Annotated in this window: 18 protein-coding genes; 13 read left to right on the top strand and 5 right to left on the bottom strand. The window is 66.8% G+C overall.

What is annotated here, in order from left to right; translation table 11 throughout:
• The first annotated feature begins 44 nt into the window (after nt 1-44).
• The 6 genes from ruvA to IEX49_RS11130 all read left to right on the top strand — a co-directional run bounded on the left by ruvA (nt 45) and on the right by IEX49_RS11130 (nt 7,995).
• Nucleotides 45-683 carry a Holliday junction branch migration protein RuvA gene (ruvA, locus tag IEX49_RS11155; protein ID WP_188806363.1) on the top strand — a complete coding sequence of 213 codons (639 nt, stop codon included), beginning with the start codon at nt 45-47 and terminating at the stop codon, nt 681-683.
• Between the two features lie 10 nt (nt 684-693).
• A complete protein-coding gene (gene ruvB, locus IEX49_RS11150; protein WP_188806235.1) occupies nt 694-1,827 on the top strand; it encodes a Holliday junction branch migration DNA helicase RuvB in 1,134 nt (377 codons plus the stop codon).
• 161 nt (nt 1,828-1,988) lie between these two features.
• Complete coding sequence (yajC, locus tag IEX49_RS11145; protein ID WP_229672570.1) at nt 1,989-2,477, top strand: preprotein translocase subunit YajC; 489 nt, start codon at nt 1,989-1,991, stop codon at nt 2,475-2,477.
• A 59-nt stretch (nt 2,478-2,536) separates the two neighbouring features.
• Nucleotides 2,537-4,321, top strand: a complete 1,785-nt coding sequence (gene secD / locus IEX49_RS11140) for a protein translocase subunit SecD (RefSeq protein ID WP_188806234.1) — start codon at nt 2,537-2,539, stop codon at nt 4,319-4,321.
• Nucleotides 4,318-5,313 (top strand): protein translocase subunit SecF, encoded by a 996-nt coding sequence (secF, locus tag IEX49_RS11135; RefSeq protein WP_188806233.1) that lies wholly within the window; start codon nt 4,318-4,320, stop codon nt 5,311-5,313. Before secD ends, secF begins: the two co-directional genes overlap by 4 nt.
• A 150-nt stretch (nt 5,314-5,463) precedes the next feature.
• Entirely contained in the window at nt 5,464-7,995 is a 2,532-nt protein-coding gene (locus tag IEX49_RS11130) for a RelA/SpoT family protein (protein ID WP_229672568.1), read from the top strand.
• 12 nt (nt 7,996-8,007) lie between these two features.
• On the opposite strand, the gene IEX49_RS11125 is transcribed toward IEX49_RS11130, so the two are convergent.
• Nucleotides 8,008-8,568 carry a hypothetical protein gene (locus IEX49_RS11125; protein WP_188806232.1) on the bottom strand — a complete coding sequence of 187 codons (561 nt, stop codon included), beginning with the start codon at nt 8,566-8,568 and terminating at the stop codon, nt 8,008-8,010.
• A 255-nt stretch (nt 8,569-8,823) separates the two neighbouring features.
• Nucleotides 8,824-10,524 (bottom strand): DUF349 domain-containing protein, encoded by a 1,701-nt coding sequence (locus IEX49_RS11120; protein WP_229672566.1) that lies wholly within the window; start codon nt 10,522-10,524, stop codon nt 8,824-8,826.
• A 136-nt stretch (nt 10,525-10,660) separates the two neighbouring features.
• On the opposite strand from IEX49_RS11120, the gene hisS reads away from it, so the two are divergent.
• Entirely contained in the window at nt 10,661-12,034 is a 1,374-nt protein-coding gene (gene hisS, locus IEX49_RS11115; protein ID WP_188806231.1) for a histidine--tRNA ligase, read from the top strand.
• A gap of 8 nt (nt 12,035-12,042) precedes the next feature.
• Here hisS and IEX49_RS11110 read toward each other — a convergent pair whose 3' ends face one another.
• Together IEX49_RS11110 and IEX49_RS11105 are read right to left on the bottom strand one after the other, a co-directional pair.
• Nucleotides 12,043-12,480, bottom strand: a complete 438-nt coding sequence (locus tag IEX49_RS11110; RefSeq protein ID WP_188806359.1) for a VOC family protein — start codon at nt 12,478-12,480, stop codon at nt 12,043-12,045.
• Nucleotides 12,481-12,651: 171 nt separating this feature from the next.
• Nucleotides 12,652-13,002 carry a VOC family protein gene (locus tag IEX49_RS11105; RefSeq protein ID WP_188806230.1) on the bottom strand — a complete coding sequence of 117 codons (351 nt, stop codon included), beginning with the start codon at nt 13,000-13,002 and terminating at the stop codon, nt 12,652-12,654.
• Nucleotides 13,003-13,305: 303 nt separating this feature from the next.
• Here IEX49_RS11105 and IEX49_RS11100 point away from each other — a divergent pair, with 303 nt between their 5' ends.
• From IEX49_RS11100 to IEX49_RS11080, 5 genes are all read left to right on the top strand, one after another.
• On the top strand, nt 13,306-13,839 hold the full coding sequence (locus tag IEX49_RS11100; protein ID WP_188806229.1) for a hypothetical protein: 534 nt from the start codon (nt 13,306-13,308) through the stop codon (nt 13,837-13,839).
• Nucleotides 13,836-14,852, top strand: a complete 1,017-nt coding sequence (locus tag IEX49_RS11095) for a hypothetical protein (protein ID WP_188806228.1) — start codon at nt 13,836-13,838, stop codon at nt 14,850-14,852. The genes IEX49_RS11100 and IEX49_RS11095 overlap by 4 nt, the downstream gene beginning before the upstream one ends.
• Nucleotides 14,849-15,061 carry a hypothetical protein gene (locus IEX49_RS11090; protein WP_188806227.1) on the top strand — a complete coding sequence of 71 codons (213 nt, stop codon included), beginning with the start codon at nt 14,849-14,851 and terminating at the stop codon, nt 15,059-15,061. The genes IEX49_RS11095 and IEX49_RS11090 overlap by 4 nt, the downstream gene beginning before the upstream one ends.
• Nucleotides 15,062-15,396: 335 nt before the next feature.
• The gene (locus IEX49_RS11085; RefSeq protein WP_188806226.1) at nt 15,397-16,011 is read left to right on the top strand and encodes a recombinase family protein; all 615 of its coding nucleotides are present in this window, start codon (nt 15,397-15,399) and stop codon (nt 16,009-16,011) included.
• 124 nt (nt 16,012-16,135) lie between these two features.
• The gene (locus tag IEX49_RS11080) at nt 16,136-16,546 is read left to right on the top strand and encodes a hypothetical protein (RefSeq protein WP_188806225.1); all 411 of its coding nucleotides are present in this window, start codon (nt 16,136-16,138) and stop codon (nt 16,544-16,546) included.
• 370 nt (nt 16,547-16,916) lie between these two features.
• Here IEX49_RS11080 and IEX49_RS11075 read toward each other — a convergent pair whose 3' ends face one another.
• Nucleotides 16,917-17,138, bottom strand: coding sequence for a hypothetical protein (locus tag IEX49_RS11075; protein ID WP_188806224.1), 222 nt, complete (start codon nt 17,136-17,138; stop codon nt 16,917-16,919).
• A 430-nt stretch (nt 17,139-17,568) separates the two neighbouring features.
• Here IEX49_RS11075 and IEX49_RS11070 point away from each other — a divergent pair, with 430 nt between their 5' ends.
• Entirely contained in the window at nt 17,569-17,979 is a 411-nt protein-coding gene (locus IEX49_RS11070) for a hypothetical protein (RefSeq protein ID WP_188806223.1), read from the top strand.
• Nucleotides 17,980-18,005: the final 26 nt, after the last annotated feature.

The raw sequence follows: 18,005 nt of genomic DNA, 5'->3' as shown, positions 1-18,005 counted from the left end.
TCCGGCTGTTGTCCAATTGCCATTCCGAGAAGAGCGAGTTGAGCATGATTTCGTCCCTGACCGGCACCGTGGAATCCGTGGGGTTGAACCACGCTGTCCTCACCGTGTCTGGCTTCGGCATGCGGTTCTCCGCCACCCCTCAGACGCTGGCGGGGCTCCACCCGGGGGAGGCCGGGCGGGTCCTGACCTCCATGGTGGTGCGCGAGGACTCCATGACCCTGTTCGGCTTCGCCACGGAAGACGAGAGGGAGGTCTTCGAGGTGCTGCTCGGGGTCTCCGGCGTCGGCCCCCGGCTGGCCCTGGCCGTGTTGGCGGTCCACGCTCCGGAGGCGGTCCGGGTGGCGGCGTCCACGGGGGATGACAAGGCCTTCACCAAGGTCCCCGGGATCGGACCCAAGGGCGCGCGGCGCATCGTCCTGGAGCTGACGGACAAGCTCGTGCCCACGGGTGTGCCGGCACCCGGGGCCGAGGACCAGCCGGCGCTGGCCGGCTCCATGCCCTGGATGGACCGCGTCCTGGAGGCGCTGACCGGGCTGGGCTGGACGGAGAAGGACGCCGAGAAGGCAGTGCGGGACACCATCCGGCATGAGCCCGAACTCGAGGAGTCCGGCACCGTGGCCAGCGTGCTCAAGTCCACGCTGCGCCACCTAGGCCAGGGGCAGTCCGCCCGGTCGGGACGGTAGGGGGTAGCGCATGACGGAACAGCCAGACGGCCGGCTCGTGGCCGGGGCCGCGGAGGGTGAGGAGCGGGAGCTCGAGGCCGCCCTGCGTCCCAAGAACCTCGACGACTTCGTGGGCCAGCAGCGGGTCCGCCGGCAGCTCTCGCTCGTCCTGGAGGCGGCCCGGTTGCGGGGGCGCACCGCCGACCACGTGCTGATGTCCGGGCCGCCCGGACTGGGCAAGACCACCCTGGCCATGATCATCGCGGCGGAGATGAATGCGCCCCTGCGGATCTCCTCCGGACCGGCGATCCAGCACGCCGGTGACCTGGCTGCCATCCTGTCCTCCCTGACCGAGGGGGAAGTGCTCTTCCTGGACGAGATCCACCGCATGTCCCGCCCGGCCGAGGAGATGCTCTACATGGCCATGGAGGACTTCCGGGTGGACATCGTGGTCGGCAAGGGGGCCGGCGCCACCTCCATCCCCCTGGAGATCCCGCCGTTCACGCTGGTGGGGGCCACCACCCGTGCCGGGCTGCTGCCCGGGCCGCTCCGCGATCGCTTCGGCTTCACCGGTCACCTCGAGTTCTACAGCACCGAGGAACTGGAGCTGGTCCTGCGCCGCTCCGCCCTGTTGCTGGACATGAAGGTCAACTCCGCGGGGTTCACCCAGATCGCCAGCCGGTCGCGGGGAACGCCGCGCATCGCCAACCGGCTGCTGCGCCGGGTGCGTGACTGGGCCCTGGTCGGTGGGCTGGACCAGGTGGACTCGCGCGCCGCCTCCGCCGCCTTGGAGATGTACGAGGTGGATGAGAAGGGCCTGGACCGGCTCGACCGCTCAGTGCTCGAGGCCCTGTGCCGCAAGTTCGCGGGAGGACCAGTGGGCCTGTCCACGCTGGCCATCGCCGTGGGGGAGGAGACCGAGACGGTGGAGACCGTGGCAGAGCCCTTCCTGGTGCGCGAGGGCCTGCTGGGTCGGACGCCTCGAGGACGGATCGCCATGCCCGCCGCCTGGGAACACCTGGGCCTGGTCCCGCCCCCCGAGTCTCCGGGGGCGGCGTTCTGGACGGTGCCGGCGACGAGTGACGGTGGCGAGGACTCCAGCCGGCCTGCCCGGGGTGCGGGGGCCGGCGTGGACGGTACGGCCGATACGCTCTTCGACCCCTGAGCCTCTGCGCTCAACTGCGCTCAACCCCTGAGCTCGGAACATTTCTGGGAAATCGGTGAACAATGTGCCCCGGAAGGACGCGTCTGAACGGGCGGTGCGAACCTACCCGTAGACTAATCGGGTTGTCCTGTGCCCCGACTCTGGAATGTGGTGTCCCCGAAGTGACCCAGCTGATCGCCTCCCCAACTGTCTCGCTTGTCGCCGAAGGCGCCAATCCGGAAGGCGGTGGCGGCCTGCCGTTCGACCCCTTCCTGCTGATCATGCTCGCGATCTTCGCGCTGCTGATCTTCAGCATGTTCCGCCGCAGCAAGAAAGCCCAGCAGCAGCAGCAGCAACTCCACCAGTCCCTCGCCCCGGGCGTGGAGGTCATGACCACCATGGGTCTGTTCGGCACCATCCTGTCCGTGGACAAGGAAGAGAACAAGGCCGTCATCGAGATCTCCCCGGGTAACACGGCCACCGTGCACCTGCAGGCCATCGGCAAGGCTGTGGATCCCGCCGCCGGTGCCGCCGTGGTCGGCGAGCCGGAGACCACCGTCCCGGATTCCCCGGCGGGCCTGGAGGAGACCAACGGTGGGACCGATCGCCATGAGACCGATGGCAACGGCCCGGACGACCAGCGTCCCGGCACGGATCGCCCGTCTGCCTGACTCCGTCTGACTGAGCAGACGCACGCCCTCGTCCCGTGAACCGAAAGCCGTAGCCTTCCATGTCTGATAAGACCCCCCGGGGCCGCGCCAAGCGCACGCTCTGGTGGCTCGCCGGCCTGATGGTCGCCCTGGCGGCGATCCTCGGTGTCGGCGTGGCCACCGGCCAGGCCCAACTGGCCCCCAAGCTCGCCCTCGACCTGGAAGGCGGCACGCAGATGGTGCTCGCCCCGGAGGTCACCGGTGGCCAAGACGTGTCCGCGGAACAGCTCGACCAGGCGGTGGAGATCATCCGGCAGCGTGTGGATGGCTCCGGTGTCTCCGAGGCCGAGATCGCCACCCAGAGCGGTCGCAATGTGGTGGTGTCCCTGCCCGGTGTCCCGGACCAGGAGACCCGTGAGTTGATCCAGGCTTCCGCCAACATGGAGTTCCGTCCGGTCATCACCATGGGATCCTTCACCGCGACGCCGGAGGACCAGCGGACGCCGGTGGAGGAATTCCCGGAGCCCACGGCCGAGCCCGAGAACGGCTCGGACCCGAACTGGATCACTCCGGAGCTGGCCGCCGAGTTCGAGGCCTACGACTGCCCCGCCGTGCTCGGTGACCCCAATCGCGAGCCGCTGCCCACGGATGAGGCCGCGATCGTCTGCGATCCGAATCAGGGTGTGAAGTACATCGTCGGACCGGTTGAGGTCCCCGGCACCGACATCGCCGACGCCGACTACGGTCTGGTCAACACGGCCACCGGCGTGTCCACCAACCAGTGGGCCGTGAACCTGACCTTCAACAACGCCGGCACGGACGCCTTCCGCGAGGTCACCCAGCGCCTGACCCCCTTCCAGGAGGGCGACCCTCGCAAGCAGTTCGCCATTGTCTTGGACGGCATGGTCGTCTCCGCGCCACAGTCCCAGGCCGTCATCACCGACGGCCGGGCCCAGATCTCCGGCAACTTCACCGAGGAGTCGGCCGCGGCCCTGGCCGAGCAGCTGAAGTACGGCGCGCTGCCGATCAGCTTCACCATCGAGTCCGAGCAGCAGATCTCCGCCACCCTCGGTGCCGACCAGTTGCGCCTCGGCCTCATCGCCGGGCTCATCGGCCTGGCCTTGGTCGCCGTGTACTCGTTCTTCCAGTACCGGCTGCTGGGGCTGGTCACCATGGCCTCGCTCGTGGTGGCGGGGGTGCTGACCTATCTGGCGATCGTCCTATTGGGCTGGTCGGACAACTATCGGTTGTCCTTGGCCGGCATAGCGGGCCTGATCGTGGCCATCGGCCTCACGGCGGACTCCTTCATCGTCTACTTCGAACGCATCAAGGATGAGTTGCGCAACGGGCGGAGCCTGGCCGAAGCCGTGGAATACGGCTGGCTCCGGGCCAAGCGCACCGTGGTCGCGTCCAAGGCCGTCAACCTGCTGGCCGCCGTCGTGCTGTACTTCGTGGCGGTGGGCAACGTGCGCGGGTTCGCGTTCACGCTCGGCCTGACCGCCGTGGCGGACCTCGTGGTGGTCTTCATGTTCACCCACCCGGTGCTGCAGATGCTGGCGAACACGCGGTTCTTCGGAGGCGGGCACAAGTTCTCCGGACTCGACCCCTCGCTGCTCGGCCGCGAACCCCTGTACCAGGGCGCCGGGAAGATCCGGGAGTTCAGGCCGGTCCCGCCAGCGTCCTCCGGCAAGGCACCCAAGAAGAGCCAGAAGTCGTCCAAGGAGGCGGCCAAACGGCAGACGATCGCCGAACGCCGGAGGGCCGAGCAGTTCGCGTCACTCGGCGGCTCCAGTGCCCCCGACTCTGCGGCTGACTCCGCCGACGGCAGTACCACCTCGACCGATCGGACGGAGGAGCAAAAGTGAGTGCACTGGCCACCTGGGGCAACCAGCTCTACACCGGCAAGCGTTCCTACCCCTTCACCACGAAGTGGAAGACCTGGTTCGCCCTGGCCCTGATCATCCTCGTCGCGGTGGTCGGCATGACTCTGGCCCGCGGCGGCTTCAACCTCGGTATCGACTTCCGCGGCGGCTCGGAGTTCACGGTCTCCGCGGTGTCCAACACGGACGTCGCCCCTGGTGAGGACGCCGTGCAGGATGCCGTGCCGGACGCCGAGGCCACCGTCACCAACATCGCGCCGGGCACCATGCGGATCCAGACGGACCGGCTGGACGACGATCAGACCCTTGAGGTCGCGGCGAACCTGCAGGCGGCCTACGGGGTCGAGCAGGACCAGGTGACCTCCAACTTCGTGGGTCCCACCTGGGGCCAGGGGGTGACGCAGCAGGCGCTGCTCGGCCTGGTCGTCTTCATCGTCCTCGTGGCGTTGCTGATGGCCGCCTACTTCCGCACCTGGAAGATGTCCCTGGCCGCGGTGATCGGGCTGCTGTACGTGGTGGCGGTGACCGCGGGCATCTACGGTGCCACCGGATTCGAGGTCACCCCGAGTGCCATCATCGGCTTCCTGACCATCCTGAGTTACGCGCTCTATGACACGGTGGTGGTCTTCGACAAGATCCGGGAGAACACGGAGCACAACCTCGAGGAGACCACCCGGACCTTCCGGGAGAACGTCAACCTGGCGATCAACCAGACCCTGGTCCGTTCGATCAACACCTCCGTGGTGGCCATCCTCCCGGTGGCCTCGATCCTGTTCATCGGCGCATTCCTGCTCGGGGCGGGCACGCTGCGTGACATCTCGCTGGCCATCTTCGTCGGCATCATCGTGGGCACCCTGGCCACGATCTTCATCCAGGCGCCGCTGTACGCGTTGCTGCGCAAGGGCGAGCCGAAGATCCAGGCCAATGACGCCAAGGTCCTCGAGCGTCGCGAAGCGGAGACGTCCGCTGCTGCCTGACCTGCGCTGATCACGTCTGGTGGCCGGTACTCTGACTGAGGAGTGCCGGCCACCTCTCATGGTGGCCGTAGAATGGATCACTACCCGGTTGAGGGTTGAGCACAACGGTAGCGCGGGAGATCTGCGCTGACTGCGGGAAGGACGGTAGCCATGGGTTCAGAGTCAGAACGGCCGCGCTCGTCCGGCCCCGGTGCCGTCCCGCACCCCACGCCCAACCAGACCTATTCCTCGGCCGTGCCCAGCGGGCCGGAGCAGGAAGCGGAAACCAATGAGCCGACGTCGGCCACCAGGACTGAGGCGTCCGCGGCGCCGAAGCGCGCCCCCACCGCACCAGTGACGAGCCCGGCTCCCAGCACCTCGACCGATACCCGGCGCGGGGCGTCGTCCGGTGCGGCGACGGCGGGCAGCCCGGCGGGCGGTGCGATCGTCTCGCGGCGGCCCCGCAGCCGGCTGGCACGGTTGACCGGCCGCGTCACCAACGACTACTCGCCGATCCTGGAACCCCTGGTCCGCACCCTCAAGGTCCGCCAGCCGAAGGAAGATCTCGACCTGATCATCCGGGCGTTCGAGGTGGCCGAGAAGGCCCACGCGGGCCAGAAGCGCAAGAGCGGCGATCCGTACATCACCCACCCCGTGGCCGTGGCCACGATCCTCGCCGAACTGGGCATGAACGGCACCACCCTGGCTGGGGCCCTGCTGCATGACACGGTGGAGGACACCAGCTACTCCCTCGAGCAGCTGCGCCGGGACTTCGGGGACGAGGTGGCCGTCCTGGTGGACGGTGTCACCAAGCTGGACAAGGTCAAGTTCGGCGACGCAGCGCAGGCCGAGACCGTCCGCAAGATGGTGCTGGCCATGGCGGACGACGTCCGGGTCCTGGTCATCAAACTCGCCGACCGGCTGCACAATGCCCGTACGTGGCGGTACGTGGCCCCGGCGTCGAGTGCGCGCAAGGCCAAGGAGACCCTGGAGATCTACGCGCCGCTGGCCCACCGGCTCGGCATGAACACGATCAAGTGGGAGCTGGAGGACCTGTCCTTCGCGGCCCTGTACCCCAAGGTGTACGCGGAGATCGTGCGGCTGGTGGGGGAGCGGACCCCCGAGCGGGAGAAGAACCTGGCCGTGCTGCGCGGGCAGATCGAGAAGGACCTCAAGGACGCCCGGGTGCGGGCCACCGTCACGGGGCGGCCGAAGCACTTCTACTCGATCTACCAGAAGATGATCGTCCGCGGGAAGGACTTCGACGAGATCCACGACCTCACGGGAGTCCGCGTGCTGGTCGACTCGGTCCGGGACTGCTATGGCGCGCTCGGTGTCCTGCACGCGAAGTGGAGCCCGCTGCCGGGCCGCTTCAAGGACTACATCGCCATGCCCAAGCTGAACATGTACCAGTCGCTGCACACCACGGTGATCGGTCCGGGCGGCAAACCCGTGGAGATCCAGCTGCGTACGCACGAGATGCACCGCCGCGCGGAGTACGGTGTGGCGGCGCACTGGAAGTACAAGGACCAGGCGGCTCAGGGTGCCCCGTCCAGTGGTGATCAGACCCCCGGGTGGCTGCGGTCCGTCATGGACTGGCAGAAGGACACCACGGACCCGAACGAGTTCCTGGAATCGCTGCGCGCGGAGATCGACGCCGCCGAGGTCTTCGTGTTCACGCCCAAGGGCGAGGTCATGGCCCTGCCGGCCGGCTCGACCCCCGTGGACTTCGCGTACGCCGTGCACACCGAGGTCGGCCACCGCACCATCGGCGCCCGGGTCAACGGCAAGCTCGTGCCGCTGAACAGCGAATTGCACCACGGTGACTGGGTGGAGATCTTCACCTCCAAGACCGAGGGCGCCGGGCCCAGCCAGGACTGGCTCGGATTCGTCCGCAGCCCACGGGCCCGGAACAAGATCCGCCACTGGTTCTCGAAGGAACGCCGCGAGGAGTCCATCGAGAAGGGCAAGGAACAGCTCACCCGCCAGCTGCGCAAGATGAACCTGCCCCTGCACCAGATGATGGGGTCCGATTCGCTCACCGAGGTGGCGGGGCAGCTGAACCTGCCGGACATCGCCACCCTCTACGCCGCGATCGGGGACGCCAACGTCTCCGTGCAGAACGTGATCGAGCATCTGCAGAAGCTGCATGCGGTGGCGGAGGAGACTGAGGAGTCCCTGGACACCTCGGCGATCCCGATCACCCGCATCGCGGCCCCGACCCGGCAGTCGGACTCCGGGGTCATGGTCCAGGGCTCCGGCGACGTCATGGCCAAGCTGGCGCGCTGCTGCACCCCCGTGCCGCCGGACGAGATCATCGGTTTCGTCACCCGTGGTTCCGGCGTGTCCGTGCACCGCGCCGACTGCAAGAACATCGACCACCTCAAGGAGGAGCCGGACCGGATCGTGGAGGTCTCCTGGGCCCCCACGCAGTCCTCCGTGTTCCTGGTGGAGATCCAGGTCGAGGCGCTGGACCGCAAGTCCCTGCTCTCGGACGTGACGCGGATGCTGGCAGAACACCACGTCAACATCCTCTCGGCATCGGTGAACACCTCCCGGAGCCGGGTGGCCATCAGCAAGTTCGTCTTCGAGATGGGCGATCCGAAGTACCTGAGCCACGTGCTGTCCTCGGTGCGGCGGATCGACGGTGTGTACGACGTGTACCGCACCGCCGGCCAGAGCCGCACCGCAGCGGAGGACTGACGGACCGAATCCTCAGGCTCGCAGCAGGCGCCCCAACGCGCGCCGAGCGGGTGCCATGCCGGGACGCTTCCGGCGGGACTCGAACCGGTCCCGGAGTGCGACGGTATCGGTCAGCGGCAGCAGGCGCGTCGCCGCCGCCATCGCCGCCGCAGTCAGGCGTGGGTCACCGGTGCGGCGCAGCAGGTCCTCGATGGTCCGGTCCACGCTCGTGCACGGCAGCCCGTGGAGGTCCACGACGTCGGCCGGCTGGCCGGCGACGTCTGACTGCTCCAACCGCAGTGCGACGGACAGTGGCTGCAGCGGAATCCGATGGAAATGCTCCACGGAGGCCTCCAGCACCGCCGGTGCCGAACCGCCGGTGAATGCCCAAGCCGCCGTGAGGCCCATGGCTGCCCACCGGCCCGTGATGACGGGTGCGGCGAGCCGGTGCACGGCCGCCGCCCGGAGCCTCGGTGCCGCTGATCCCGACTCGCTCTGGTCTGCCTCCACGTACAGGTCTCCGATGACGTGGAGGACCAGGCCGGAGAGTTCCATGGCCCGGAGTTCCGGACCGGCGTAGGGCAGTCCGGGCACCAGGAAATCCATCGGTGTAGGGCCGGGGTCCGCCACGGTCGGTACGCCGGTGGGCTGGGCGCCGGATTCAGCGATGGACGCAGCAGGGGGTGCAGCAGGGGATGCAGCAGGGGAATCAGCACCGGGTGCAGCGGTCAGGGTCACCGTCCCAGCGTGGCAGAAACAGCTGTGGCCCGGCACGGGGCCGGGCCACAGCTGTGGACAACGCGGGGATTCACACGGGAATCCCCGCGGGGCCCACTGAGAGTCAGCGGGTCAGCGCAGTCCCTGGGCTGACTTCTGCAGGGTCTCGAGCCACATCTTGCGGGCATCGAGCGCTTCCTGCGCCTTGGCGATGGCCTTGGCGTCACCCTTGGACTGGGCCTTGGCCAGGTCGTCCTCGAGTTCGGCGACCTTGTCCTCGAGCTGGGTCAGGGCGGAGTTCGTCCGGGCCTTGGTCTCGGGGTTGGTCTTGCGCCAGTGCTCGTCCTCGGCCGACTTCAGGCCTTCCTCCAGTTTGCGGAACGCCGACTCCATGCGGGAGACGTCCTTGCGGGGCACGCGCCCGGCGTCCTCCCAACGGCCACGCAGATCGTTCAGGACTTTGCGAGCGGCCTTGACGTCCTTCACGGGCAGCAGCTTCTGGCCTTCAGCCAGGATCTGTTCCTTGACCTTGAGGTTCTCGCCGTATTCCTTGTCGATCTCGTCGTTGGTCGCCTTGCGGGCGTTGAAGAAGACGTCCTGGGCGGCGCGGAAGCGGGCCCAGAGGGCGTCGTCCTCCTTGCGGGAGGCGCGAGGGGCGGCCTTCCACTCGTCCATGAGATCCCGGTAGGCGCCGGCCGTGGGTCCCCAGTCGGTGGAGGTGGAGAGGGCTTCTGCGCGGGCGATCAGCTTCTCCTTGGCGGACTTGGCCTTGGAGTTGGTGGCGTCCAGCTGGGAGAAGAAGGCGCGGCGGTGCTTGTCGTGCGTGGTGCGGGCCGTGCGGAATCGCTTCCACAGGCCGTCCTCGACCGACTTGCCGAGGCGGGGACCGGCCTTCTGCGCGGCCTTCCAGTTCTCGAACAGCTCGGCCATGCGGGCGCTGGCCTGCTTCCACTGCACCTGCTGCGGATCCTTCGCGGCCAGTTCCTCGGCTTCGGCCACGATCGCCTCGCGGGTGGCCAGCTGCTGGGCCTGGGCCTTCTCCAGAGCCAGCTTCTCGGCCAGCTTGAGGTCGTCCAAGCGGGTCTGCAGGGCCTCGACGCGGGCGCGCAGGGCGGGCATGTCGCCCACCATGCCGCGTTCGCCGATGGTCTGACGCAGATGGCCCAGGGTCTTCTGGATCTCGCCGGCCGGGGCACCCGTGGCCACGCGCTGCTCGAGGAGCATCACCTGGGAGACGACCTCGTCGTACTTACGGCTGAAGTAGGCGAGGGCCTCGTCCTTGGTCCCGTCCGGGAACTGGCCGACCGGGTGCTCCTCGGCGCCATCGATCAGAATGACGTGGCCGTCGTCGCTGACCTTGGCGAACTTCGCGGCGTCCTCGAGCGGGGTCGTGAAGCTCGGGGCCGGCATCGGTGAGGCGGGGGCGGTGGCCGAGGTTGCCTTCCCTTGGCCGGCCTGGGCGGCCGGCCGCGGCAGGTTGGAGGGCTTCGGGGCCTTGCCGGGCTTGGGCACGCCGGGCTTCGGCGCCGCGGGAGCGGGGGCTGCGGACTCTGCCGGTGCCTCTTCAGTGGACGACGCCGGCGCCGGGGTGGGCGCTTCCGAGGTCACCTCGTCACTGGGCGCGGGGTCGACGGAGGGCGCCTCGGTCGCCTCGACGGAGGCCAGTACGGCCTCGGTCTCGGCCAGTGCCGCAGGTTCGGTCGCCTGCTCAGCTACGTGCTCGGCTTCCTGCTCCGGAACCTCTGGGGCGGACTGCTCAGACACTGCCACGGGGGCCTCGTTGGAGGTCTGCTGGATGGACTGCTGATCGTCGGATTCTTGACTGGTGGTCACCGCTAGAACTCTCTGCTGGTGCCCTGCACCGGCGCGCGGCCGCAGGGAATAGTGGATACGGTCACGTCCAGCGTACCGGCTGGACCTAGAATGGGGAGCCGAATGTCCCCCCAGCAGTTCCTACAGAAGGTGGCCCATGTCCCGCAAGGCATCCCTGTCCGGTTTCCACGAGTGGCTTCCCGCCGAACGGATCGTGGAACAGCATGTGCTGGACACCCTGCGGAACACCTTCGAGCTGCATGGCTTCTCCTCCATCGAGACCCGCGCCGTGGAGACCCTCGGGCAGTTGCTGCGCAAGGGCGAGATCGACAAGGAGGTCTACGCCGTCTCGCGCCTGCAGGCGGACACGGAGCAGGGGGCGGGGAAGACTCAGCAGCCCCAGGATGCCCAGGACCCGAACCGCCTGGCCCTGCACTTCGACCTGACGGTGCCCTTCGCCCGCTACGTGGTGGAGAACGCCGGGCACCTGTCCTTCCCGTTCCGCCGGTACCAGATCCAGAAGGTCTGGCGTGGTGAGCGTCCGCAGGAGGGCCGGGCCCGCGAGTTCACCCAGGCGGACATCGACGTGGTGGGGGATGGCACGCTGTCGTTCCGCTCGGACGTGGACGTCGCCCTGGTGATGGCCGAGGCCCTCGGAGCCCTGCCGATCGGCGGCTTCACCATCCGCATCAACAACCGCAAGCTCGCCGAGGGCTTCTACCGCGGGCTCGGCCTCGAGGACACCGCCGGCGTGCTGCGCAACATCGACAAGCTGGAGAAGATCGGCGCGGACGAGGTGTCCCGCCTGCTCCAGTCCGAGCTCGGTGCCACCCAGGACCAGGCCGCGCAGGCCCTGGCCCTGGCGGCCATCCGCACCGAGGACACCTCGTTCGTGGAGCAGGTCCGCGCCTTGGGGGTGACCCACGAGTTGCTGGAGGAAGGGCTCGAGGAGCTGGCCGGCGTCGTCGGGGAATTGCACCGCCGTGCGCCTGGGCGCGCCGTGGCGGACCTGTCCATTGCCCGCGGCCTCGACTACTACACGGGGACGGTCTACGAGACGGTGCTGGTGGGCCACGAGCAGCTCGGGTCCATCTGCTCCGGTGGCCGCTATGACGCGCTGGCGTCCAAGGGCAACCGCACGTTCCCGGGCGTGGGGCTCTCGATCGGCGTGACCCGGCTGATGATGCGCATCTTCTCCCAGGAGATGGCGCGCGCCTCCCGCTCCGTGCCCACGGCCGTCTACATCGCCCTGACGCACGACGACGACTGGTCGGCTGCGCAGGACACCGCGCAGTCCCTGCGCGGCCGGGGAATCCCCGCCGAGGTGGCCGTGTCCGCGGAGAAGTTCGGCAAGCAGATCAAGTACGCGGACAAGCGCGGCATCCCGTTCGTCTGGTTCACCCAGACCGGCGACGACGGTGCCACCGTCCACGAGGTCAAGGACATCCGCTCGGGCGAGCAGGTGCAGGTCGATCCGGCGACCTGGATGCCGCCGGAGTCGGACCTGCGGCCCCAGGTCCTGCCGAACTGAGTTCCGGGTCAGGATTTCGTCAGGTCCTGGGCGAGCATCACGAGGATGCCGCTGGGGCCACGGACGTAGGTGAGCTTGTACACGTCCTCGTAGGTGGCCACGCCGCGCAGTGGGTGGCAGCCGTGCCGCGCGGCGATCTCGAGAGCCTCGTCGATGTCGTCGACGGAGAAGGCGACGCGGTGCATCCCGATCTCGTGCGGCTGGGTGGGTTCCGTCTCGATGGCGTCGGGGTGGAGATACTCGAAGAGTTCAATGCGGCCGCTGCCGTCCGGCGTCTGGAGCATGGCGATGTTGGCGTGGTTGCCGTCGAGGCCGACCGCGGTGTCCGCCCACGGACCACTGATGGTGTCCCGTCCCAGGACGGTCAGTCCCAGGTCGGTGAAGAAGGCGATGGCCGCTTCCAGGTCCCGCACGGCGATGCCGACGTTCTCGAGCTTGATGGACATGAGCAGGGTCCTGGCGGTGGGAAGCGGTGAGTGGCGATCCGGGTGATTCTGGGTGATGCGGCCCGGAATCGTCATGATCCCACCCCACGGCGGACGCGGTAAAGGCATGAGCTGATGTTCGAGCTGGACGCCATGCCTGCAGTCGGCAGAGAAGCATTTGCCTCCCGGCCGTCAGAGGGCAGCTCCGAGGATGACCAGATTCCCCTGGGGATCTCTGGTCCGGGCCACGCGCTCACCCCACGGCTGGTCTTCGGGCTCGGAGATCACCGGCGCACCCGACGTGCCCAGAGCTGCGAGAGTCTCGTCGACGTCATCGACGTAGACCCACAGGCTGAAAGCGTCTTCTCCGCTATCACTGCCTACGCCGATGCCGATACTCGAAGTGCCGCGCTCCATTGTCACGAATCCTGGTTCACCTTCGGACGGGAACTGATATGTCTGCGTGAACCCGAGCCGCTCATAGAAGGAACGCGTCGCCGTCAGGTCCTGGACGCTGAGGATGGGAAACGCTCTGTCTTGCATGAGCTCAGTATCCTCGCGCGGTCACCGTCTTGGAAGGCGCGGTTGGTCTACTACATGCCAACTGTGTACCGACCTCACAGGAGCCGAGCCGACCCACCCCTGGCATCGCCAGCAAATCACGGCAGTCGCATCATTAACGGCGGTCACCTTGATCATTGCCGTGGTGGTCCTCCTTGCGATACGTGCATGGGATCCCATATAGGGGTGTTCCCCTGCGGAGGATTGCAGACACCCAGGGGCTCGGGGCGCTAGCTTGGGTTGATGGGACACCCCAGGCATGCCCTGAGGGGCGCAGAGGTGCCCGTGCCCTCGGCGCGCCGGACCTTTGTGCGCGTGCTGCCGAGCTGCGCGGTGCTCGTGTTCGGTGCCCCGATCGCGGCCCTGGCCCTGCCGTCCGATGCCGCCCAGGATGACCGAACGCCCTGGGCGCTGCTGGTCTACCTGTGCGTAATCGTCCTGACCGTGATCGTCCACTACCTGACTCGCGCGCCCCGTCCGCGCCAGGACCCCGAGGTCGATACGGCACAACGCCGCAGGGCTCTGGTGGCGGCCGCCGAGACTGGGGCGGTGCCAACCGATCCCGCCGTGCGGAGGACCACGGGCGTTTTCGCGTGCGAACGCATCGAGATATTCGCGGTGATGGTTTCCGCCGTGGTGGGAGTACTGGCCGGGTCCCTGGCTCGGCCCGAACTCGATTGGTGGTTCATCTGGGGACCGGTCCTGGTTGGGGCCCTTGCCTCCGGCTTCCGCCTGCGATCCGGCCTTTCCTACCTCCGCGCGCTGCATCCCGCAAAGGGTGTTAAGCGCATCCATCGATCGGAGGCACCAAACCGATGAAGCTTCGCTCGGTGTTGTTGTTCAGTGCCGGAATCGCCATCCTGACGTTGGCCGTCGGCCTCGGGATTGGCCTGCTGTTGGCAGACCACCAGCCGTGGATGGTTGTCACGGCGTTCGTGTGCACCATGCTCCTGGTCCCGGTGCCGGCTCACGCCTGTCTGATAGTCGCGAATGTTTCGTTCAATCTTGAGGGTCCAGACGGCCGACGGTTACTGCGCCGTCTGGTCTACGTGGTCGCCGGGATCCAACTGCTTGGCGTGCTGGGATTGGTGCTCGTGGCGATTGCCGCTCCGGACAGCGCCGGATACCTCGTAGGTGTTGTCGCCCTGTCGATCGTGCTGCTGTGGAGCGGTATCCGCCTCGGGAGGCGTTTCCAGCAGCGCCTTGTCGACGAATCAGCTGAGCACAGGACCTGGGCATCGTGGCCCCGATCCCGGGTCAGGCGGGCGATCCTGCGCGTTGTCATCGTCTTCGCCATAGCCAGCATGGTTGGTAGTGGGGCGATTCTCGTGCTGGGACTCACCCTGGGTGAGGGAGACGGCCTGTCGCTCGGGTCCTCGGTCATCTATGGGCTCTCGCTCGGGTGCTTGGCTGCATCCTTCGCCTGCCTCGTGGTGGCATGGCCGCTCGTGAAGGACATGCGTCGGGTCCTCGGCCGGGACCACGCCACCCAAAAGGCCATCGTCCGGGTGGTGCTGCGCAACAAGAACGACTCGCTGTCCGAGGACGCCCAGAATCAGGCCGCGGCATACGCCGGCATCATGGCGGTGTACTACCCCTTCCAGATCGCCCAGCTCACGCTCCTATTCGGCGGACTCTGGTTGCAGCAGGTCTGGAACCTGCCCGACGGTCCCTCTGACCCTTTGTATCCGGTCGCCCTCGGACTGGTGATCGGTCTGCCTCTGCTGGTCCTGATCTCCTTGCCGATCATCATTCGCGAGTCCCGTCGCGCCAGGCGCTACGCCAGGGATCACCCCGAACGCTGTCCATGCCCTGTGAAGGAGCGACGATGAAACGCTTTAGCGACATGACGATCCGCGAACGGGGCCGCTGGTTTCATCGCAGGCAGGCGTTCAGCTGCATAGGAATACTCATCCTGGGGCTGTACTTCCAGAACTGGTGGATCGTTGCCGGGGCGCTGGTCTGCGGTGTGCTTGTCTACTTCGGGTGGCGTGATCTCGAAAAGCGCACCCGGGACGACCCACCCCACGCGAACTACTGAGTACCCGTGACAGGCCAGGCGCCAGTGGCCAGTGATCCAACACCGACAAGACCTGTCCTGCCTGGTCAGTGGACAGCAGTTCGATGACAGCGCGATCGGTTTCCAATGCGACGACCTGGCAGGATCTGCTTGCGCCGTAAGGCGATCGTCATTTGGGAGCGGGCCGGTCGTTGTGGTCCGCGACCGTCCGGCGCAAATTCGTCGCCATAGAGCGGTGGTCATTGGACCTTGCATGGCTACTGGCGGGAGGCGCTTAGTGACAGGGTCGAGCGCGGCTCGATGCTCGAGCCCAGCCACTCCGGGCTTGGCCGAGTCAACCTTCTTGGAGGTGCGCCATGAGCGCACTGCTCATCGGGTACGCCCGATGCTCAACCGACCAGCAAGACCTGACTGCCCAACGAGACGCCCTGCTCGGCTTTGGCGTCGAGCCAGAACGGATCTACGTCGACCACGGCCTCACCGGCACGAACCGTGAACGACCTGGACTGCGCGAGGCACTGGCTGCTGGCCGTGCGGGTGACACTTTGGTGGTGACCAAGCTCGATCGCCTGGCCCGGTCTGTGCTCGATGCCCGGGCCATCGCCGACGAGCTGACGGCCCGGCAGATCAGTCTGTCGCTGGGTGGGGCGGTCTATGACCCCACCGATGCAGTCGGGCGACTGTTGTTCAATGTTCTGGCCATGGTCGCGGAGTTCGAGTCCGACCTGATCCGGTTGCGCACCCGCGAGGGGATGAAGGTCGCCCGGGCCAAGGGGCGTTTACGGGGCAAGCAGCCCAAGCTGAACCGTCGCCAGGAGGCGCACCTGGTTTCGTTGGTTCACAGCGGTCAGTACAGCATCCTCGAGGTCGGTGAACTCTTCGGAGTCGGCCGCTCGACGGTCTACCGTGCCATCGAACGCCAACGGACCGCGGCCGAGACCGATCTCGCGGAATCAACATCCCGACGGTGAAACCTTGGTGGCGCCGGCTGTCCAGTACCCGACATCCACACTGGACGCCGGCGCCCTCCTACGTGGTCCAGAACTGTAGGCTCGGCCCGTGTGGTGGAAACGTAAAAGAGAGTGGGCTAAACGCGTGTCCAGCATGCGTGCACTTGAGGCGGCTGCGGAGCCAGAGCGGGGCTACAACCCCAGTTGGGAGGCCATACTGGCGGGTCGTCGCGAGTTTGCTGGGCGAGTCCTCAGCGGCCCGTGGCAAGGCCATGAGGTGCTCATCGTTGTTTATGGGTCGAGTCCTCGTCGCCGAGAACCTCGTCCCGACGACTTTGGATTCTCCGTTGATTACTGGATCGTCGACCCGACTATTGCCGGGGAAGGCGAGGGCTATTCTTCCTTTGGTCCGGACACTCTCGAGGAGCTCTACGACCGGCTCACGGACGCCCCCATCCAGTGGTATCCGCCTGCCAAGTCTCTGGCCCGCGTGGGATTGCTCTTCGGCGGATCGAGTCAGGAAGAAGACCTCGAGAATCCGCCCCGCCCGCTTTAAGCCACGCCGCGCCTGAGACAGCTAACGGCAGAAGCGTTCGGAGTGAGATCTCTCACCGGACCCGGGAGGGAAGCCCCGCATCTACTCTTGTTGAATGGATGACGTGGAATTCTCCATCGACCATGAGTTGTTTCGTGTGACGGAGAGGCGGCAGTCCAGCAGAATGATGAGCTATGACTTTGCGTGGCTCAGCGGACTCGATGATGGGACATACGGCTTCACTGTGGGCCTCTCCTCCGCCCCTGGTCTGTATCCCGCCGCGCGAATGACGTGAGAGCAGCTGGTGGACCAGGCCGTGGCTTCATCGAAGGTTCTATGAGCCTGGTGGAATCGGAGCATCGGGCTTCCCCGACCACATGCCGCATCGTGCTCACGGAGAGCCGGGCGAGCGGTAGGCGCGTCCACAGAAGGCTGGATATGCGATATCGGAGAACCCCGCCGATCCATCGGTGTACTTGTAACCGAGGGGGTATTCCTCGATGATGACATGCCCGGGAAAGTCGTCCTTGATCGCTTCGGCGTAGCCATCGGCTTCGTCCGGATCGTCGAAGACTCCCAAGACGACATTGTCAGGCGTCTCATCCTGTTGCACGATCCACACCCTGCGTACACGGCTTCTCCACCTCATGCCGTCAGCATACGTTTCAGGGCGCGAGAGTCCGAGGCCGACGCCATCCCCATGGATTGCTCGGCTTGTCGGTGTCACTCATTGGCCATGAGGCCAAGGTCTAAGATCTTTCGGCAAGAGGTCCCCATTCAGCGTGGCCCAGGTTCGGTACCTGCTCGTTGAGAGCTCCATCATCGGCTCGCTCACTGCACGGTCTGCTGAGGTCGCAGCCTTGTGGAGACCGTTGAGGCGAGTGGCCCGCCGGTTGCGAGGCTGATTAGCACTCCGTCCTTACTGGCGAAGCACGGACACGATCCAGCATCTTGGACTGAGTGGCTCCAAAGCCGTGAAACGCCGGCAACGCCGGTTACATTGTTCACCTGATTTGATTCGAGCTAGGAGACGGGGACAAGTAGTGAAACGACGTGCCGGCGCAGCCATTCTGATTGCCCTTGCGTTTGCGGGTGGCACCTTGGCCGGTTGTTCTTCTACGGAGGGGGAAACCTGCGATGGTGGGCCGTCTCCGGCAACAGCAGACGAAGCCATCCGGGGATTGATCGCCGCAGCTCAAACCCAGGACCCCGGCCAGGCATGTAAGTTCGCCACCAATTCGGTTACCGACGAGCAGATGGTGGATGCGCTGGCTGGCCTGAGCAAACAGCTGGACCAACTCAATGTGGACGCCCACTCCGCGCTGATCCGCGAAGGAGAACAAGGCGGGAGCCTGATCCCAGCAGAGGTCTATGGGCCAACGGGGCCTGAGACGCCCATCGAGCTTGACGTGCTCTCGATCCGAGATGAGGGATATCGAGTCTTCTTTCCTTGAACTGACGCCCAAGAGAGTCAGAGAGG

Source organism: Citricoccus zhacaiensis (assembly GCF_014645315.1).
Taxonomy (GTDB): Bacteria; Actinomycetota; Actinomycetes; order Actinomycetales; family Micrococcaceae; genus Citricoccus; species Citricoccus zhacaiensis.
Note: the sequence above shows the minus strand (reverse complement) of the source record. Positions and strands in the feature narration are given on the sequence as shown.

What these genes read in the sequence shown, in the direction of transcription:
- ruvA (WP_188806363.1), top strand. Translation starts at nt 45, where the DNA reads ATGATTTCGTCCCTGACCGGCACCGTGGAATCCGTGGGGTTGAACCAC.
- ruvB (WP_188806235.1), top strand. Translation starts at nt 694, where the DNA reads ATGACGGAACAGCCAGACGGCCGGCTCGTGGCCGGGGCCGCGGAGGGT.
- secD (WP_188806234.1), top strand. Translation starts at nt 2,537, where the DNA reads ATGTCTGATAAGACCCCCCGGGGCCGCGCCAAGCGCACGCTCTGGTGG.
- IEX49_RS11130 (WP_229672568.1), top strand. Translation starts at nt 5,464, where the DNA reads ATGGGTTCAGAGTCAGAACGGCCGCGCTCGTCCGGCCCCGGTGCCGTC.
- hisS (WP_188806231.1), top strand. Translation starts at nt 10,661, where the DNA reads ATGTCCCGCAAGGCATCCCTGTCCGGTTTCCACGAGTGGCTTCCCGCC.
- IEX49_RS11110 (WP_188806359.1), bottom strand. Translation starts at nt 12,480, where the DNA reads ATGTCCATCAAGCTCGAGAACGTCGGCATCGCCGTGCGGGACCTGGAA.
- IEX49_RS11105 (WP_188806230.1), bottom strand. Translation starts at nt 13,002, where the DNA reads ATGCAAGACAGAGCGTTTCCCATCCTCAGCGTCCAGGACCTGACGGCG.
- IEX49_RS11095 (WP_188806228.1), top strand. Translation starts at nt 13,836, where the DNA reads ATGAAGCTTCGCTCGGTGTTGTTGTTCAGTGCCGGAATCGCCATCCTG.
- IEX49_RS11090 (WP_188806227.1), top strand. Translation starts at nt 14,849, where the DNA reads ATGAAACGCTTTAGCGACATGACGATCCGCGAACGGGGCCGCTGGTTT.
- IEX49_RS11085 (WP_188806226.1), top strand. Translation starts at nt 15,397, where the DNA reads ATGAGCGCACTGCTCATCGGGTACGCCCGATGCTCAACCGACCAGCAA.